The following is a 4,670-nucleotide window of genomic DNA, read 5'->3' as shown; positions in this document are numbered from 1 at the left end:
GGCCGTCGGAGGTAGGGGCAGGTGCCTCGACGATCAGGTGCGAGTTGGTGCCGGAGACGCCGAACGACGAGATGCCGATGCGGCGCGGGCGGTCGGCGGCCGGCCAGGGAGTCGCGGAGGTCAAGAGTGATACCGAGCCCGCGGACCAGTCGACGTGGGAAGAGGGCGAGGTGATGTGCAGGGTGCGCGGCAGGACGCCGTGCTGCATCGCCTGCACGACCTTGATCACCGAGGCGACGCCCGCCGCCGCCTGCGTGTGACCGATGTTCGACTTGATCGAGCCGATGTAGAGCGGAACCGAGCGGTCCTGGCCGTACGTGGCGATCAGAGCGGCGGCCTCGATCGGGTCGCCCAACGTCGTGCCGGTGCCGTGCGCCTCCACCGCGTCGACGTCGGCAGGAGACAAGCCCGCGGAGGCCAGGGCTGCGCGAATCACGCGTTGCTGGGACGGGCCGTTCGGCGCGGTCAGGCCGTTGGAGGCGCCGTCCTGGTTGACGGCCGAACCGCGCAGCAGCCCCAGCACGTGATGGCCGTTGGCGACAGCGTCGGACAGACGCTCCAGAACCAGCATGCCCGCGCCCTCGGACCAGCCCACCCCGTCGGCCGAGTCCGAGAAGGCCTTGCACCGGCCGTCAGCGGCGAGACCGCGTTGCAGAGTGAACTCCACGAAGGAGTTCGGCGTCGCCATGATCGTCACGCCACCGGCAAGAGCCAGGGAGCACTCGCCACCGCGGAGAGCTTGCATGGCCAGGTGCATCGCGACCGACGACGAAGAGCAAGCCGTGTCAACGGAAACCGCGGGGCCCTCGAAGCCGAACGTGTAAGAGAGACGGCCGGAAAGCACGGACGCGATGAGGCCGGTGGAGGCGTGCCCGTCGCCGTCCACCGACACCAGGTCCGCGTAGTCCTGGCCGTTCGTGCCCACGAAAACACCGGTGGCGGAACCCCGCAGCGAAGCAGGGTCCAGGCCCGCGCGCTCCAGAGCCTCCCAGGTGAGCTCCAGCATCATGCGCTGCTGCGGGTCCATGCCCAGGGCCTCGCGCGGCGAGATGCCGAAGAAGTCCGCGTCGAAAGAGGCCAGATCAGCTAGGAACCCGCCCTCCTGCGCCAGTGACTCCGAACGCAACGACGACAGGTCCCAGCCGCGGTCGGCGGGGAACGGGGTGACCAGATCCCGTTCGGCGGCAACGGCTTCCCACAGCTGCTCCGGCGTGACCACCCCGCCGGGGAAGCGGCACGACATGCCCACGATCGCGATGGGCTCGCTGTGCTTCTGCTCCAGCTCGAGGACGCGTTCACGAGCCCGGCGCAACTCGACCGTGACTCGCCTCAGGTAGTCGGCAACCTTGTCCTGCTGCTCTTCCTGCACTGGTCCGTCCTCATTTCGTGCGGGCATACACTGCTACTACGAGAGGTCGAGCAACTCGTCGTCGATGATGTTCAGCAGGTCCTCGACGGAGACGTTGCGAATATCGTCGTCCGAAGTGGACACGGGCTTCTTCAACCGGCCGAGCAGCTTCTCCAGGCGTTCGCGGATCACGTCGTGGTCGTCGTCCGAAGAAGCCACAGCAGCCTCGAACCGCGCCAGTTCGGCGAGAACCGAGCCCTCGACCGGCGACGACAGGCCGGACAGCAGGTGCTCGGCGACCAGCCGCGGCGTCGGGTAGTCGAAGACCAGCGCGGACGGCACCGGCAGACCCGTCGCGGCCTTCAACCGATCGCGCATCTCCACCGCCGTCAGCGAGTCGAAACCCTGGTCGCGGAACGCCTTCTCCGCGTGGATCGACTCGACACCGGAGTGGCCCAGCACCGCCGCGGCCTCCGAACGCACCAGGTCCAGCAGCACACGCGACCGGTCCGCTTCGGACAGTCCGGCGAGCTTCTCCCGCAACGCCACCTCGACGCCCTCGGAGGCCTCCACCGAGAGAGCGGCGACCACCTCGGGGATCGAGGAGAACAACGGCGACGGACGCGACGCGGTGAAGCCCGGCGCGAAGCGAGCCCAGTCGGTGTTCGTGACGGTCAGCACCGTCTCGCCGTCCGACACCGCCTGCACCATCGCGGTCAGCGCCAGCTCGGGATCCATCGGCAGCACACCGTGCCGGCGCAGCTGGTCGTAGGCCTCGGGATCGGCCGCCATGCCGGCCTCGGCCCACGCACCCCACTGCACGGACGTCGCCACCTGGCCCTGGCCACGACGGAACTGCGCCAAGCCGTCCAGGTAGGCGTTCGCGGTCGAGTAGGCAGGCTGGCCACCACTGCCCCACGCCGCCGCGCCCGACGAGAACAGCACGAACGCGTCGAGGTTCCCGGTCAGCTCGTGCAGGTTCCGCGCGGACACCATCTTGGCGCGCAACAAACCTCCGAGTTGATCAACCGAAAGATCGCTCAAAGGCGCGTCACCCGAGTCGATTCCGGCGCAGTGCACAACGGCCGTCAGATCGGGGAATCGGCCCAGAAGTTCTGAGAGAGCGGCACGATCGGCGACGTCGCAAGCCTCGACCGACACCTCGGCACCGAACCCCTCCAGCTGCGCCACGAGGTGCTCGGCACCAGGCGTCAACGGACCCCGGCGCGAAGTCAGCACGATGTGCGAGGCGCCCCGAGCGGCAACGGAACGTGCCACGAAGCCGCCCAAAGCGCCAGTACCGCCGGTGATCAGCACCGTGCCCGACGGTTCCCAGTCCTCGCCGTGCTCACCACGTGGCGCCGGAACAAGACGACGCGCGAAGACACCGTTGCCGCGCACGGCGATCTGGTCCTCGCCCAGCGAGTTCGTCAACGCCGCCTGCAGGCCCTGCGCGACCTGGGTGTCCACGCTGCCCGGCAGGTCGATCAACCCACCCCATCGGCGCGGCAGCTCCAGCGCCGCCACCCGGCCCAAGCCCCACAACGCCGCCTGCACCGGAGACGTCACGATGTCGCCGTGGCCGGTCGACACGGCACCTCGCGTCACCGTCCACAACGGAGCCTCGACGCCCTCCAGAGCGCGCAACAACTCCAACGTGCCGGACAACGGGTACGGCACGTCGCCCGAGTCGTCCGCGACACCGAGCAGCGACACGACACCCGTGAACTCGCGACCGGACAACGAGGCGACCTTGTCGAGCGGCACCGCGACCCCGCCGAGGATCTCCACGACGTCACGCGTCCAGGCGTCCTCCTCTGGCGGCACGACGACCAGCCAAGATCCCCCAAAAGCACCGGAGAGCGACAACCGGTTCCACGACTCGCGGAACCGCCAGGAGTCCACAATGGACTGTGATCGCTGCCGGGTCCGCCACGACGACAACGCCGGCACGACGGCCGCGGCCACCTCGGGGTCGAGATCCAACACCGAAGCCAGCTCGTCGTTCTCCACCAGCTGCCAGAACGCCGCGTCGAGCGGATCGGCCTTGCCGACCGCGACCTCGGGCTCCGGCCAGAACCGCGACCGCTGGAACGCATACGTCGGGAGGTCGACCCGAACCGCGCCGGTGCCTTCGAACAGCCGCGCCCAGGAGACCGACACACCCGTGACATGCAGGCGCGCCAACGCCGACACGAAGGAGGCCTCCTCCGGCCGTTCGCGACGCAGCACCGGGACGACAGCGGTGTCCGGCGGGACAGCACCGGTTTCGGTCATCTCCGCCACCAGCGCCGACAGCACGCCATCAGGCCCGAGCTCCAGGAACGCCGACACGGCCTGGCGCCCCAACGCCCGCACGCCGTCAGAGAACCGCACGGCCTCGCGCACGTGCCGCACCCAGTACTCCGGCGACGTCAGCTGCTCGCGCACGGCGAGCTGCCCGGTCACGTTCGACACGACCGGGATCTGCGGCTCGGAGAACGACAGGCCCTCGACGACCGCGCGGAAGTCGTCCAGCATCGGGTTCATCAATGGCGAGTGAAACGCATGGCTCACCGTGAGACGCTTAGTCTTCCGGTCCGCGAACCGATCCACGACCGCCGAGACCGCCTCCTCGGTTCCCGCGACCACCACCGACCGAGGCCCGTTCACCGCCGCCACCGACACGTCCGGGCCCAGCAACGGCAGCACTTCTTCCTCGGTGGCCTGCACGGCCACCATCGCGCCACCCGGCGGTAGCGCTTGCATGAGCCGTGAGCGCGCGTCCACCAACCGGCACGCGTCCTCCAACGAGAAGACCCCGGCCACGTGCGCGGCGACGATCTCGCCGATCGAGTGCCCGCCCACGAAGTCCGGCCGCACCCCGAACGACGCGGCCAGCCGGAACAGCGCCACCTCGATCGCGAACAACGCCGGCTGCGTATACCGGGTGTCGTTCAACGCGTCGACGTCGTGGCCCCACATCACGTCCCGCAACGCGACGTCCAGGTGCTCCAGCACCGCGTCGAACGCGGCGGCGAACACCGGGAACCGCTCGTACAGCTCCCGTCCCATGCCGAGCCGCTGCGAACCCTGACCGCTGAACAGCACCGCCAGCGGCCGCTCCGACGCCACCCCGCGCGCGACCTCGACACCGTCGAGGAGCACCGCGCGGTGCTCCAGCTGTGCCCGCGTCGACACCAGCGACGCGGCGATGTCGAGAGCCGGAGCCTCGACCGCCCGGATCCGGCCGATCTGCGCTTCCAACGCCGCCGCGGACTTCGCCGACACGACCCACGGAATCGATCCCGATTGGCCGGCCCCCTGGGGGGATCCACCCCCC

General features: G+C 69.6%; 2 protein-coding genes. Both read right to left on the bottom strand.

Annotated elements, in window-relative coordinates; genetic code table 11:
- Positions 1-1,369 (bottom strand): type I polyketide synthase (locus UK23_RS47025; RefSeq protein ID WP_419503936.1); only part of this gene is annotated, 1,369 nt, incomplete at its 3' end.
- Positions 1,370-1,405: 36 nt separating this feature from the next.
- Positions 1,406-4,618 carry an SDR family NAD(P)-dependent oxidoreductase gene (locus tag UK23_RS47020; protein ID WP_052685673.1) on the bottom strand — a complete coding sequence of 1,071 codons (3,213 nt, stop codon included), beginning with the start codon at positions 4,616-4,618 and terminating at the stop codon, positions 1,406-1,408.
- Between the last annotated feature and the right edge of the window lie 52 nt (positions 4,619-4,670).

This window comes from Lentzea aerocolonigenes, assembly GCF_000955955.1.
Taxonomy (GTDB): Bacteria; Actinomycetota; Actinomycetes; order Mycobacteriales; family Pseudonocardiaceae; genus Lentzea; species Lentzea aerocolonigenes_A.
The sequence above is the reverse complement of the archived record's forward strand: the minus strand, read 5'-3'. Positions and strand labels throughout refer to the sequence as shown.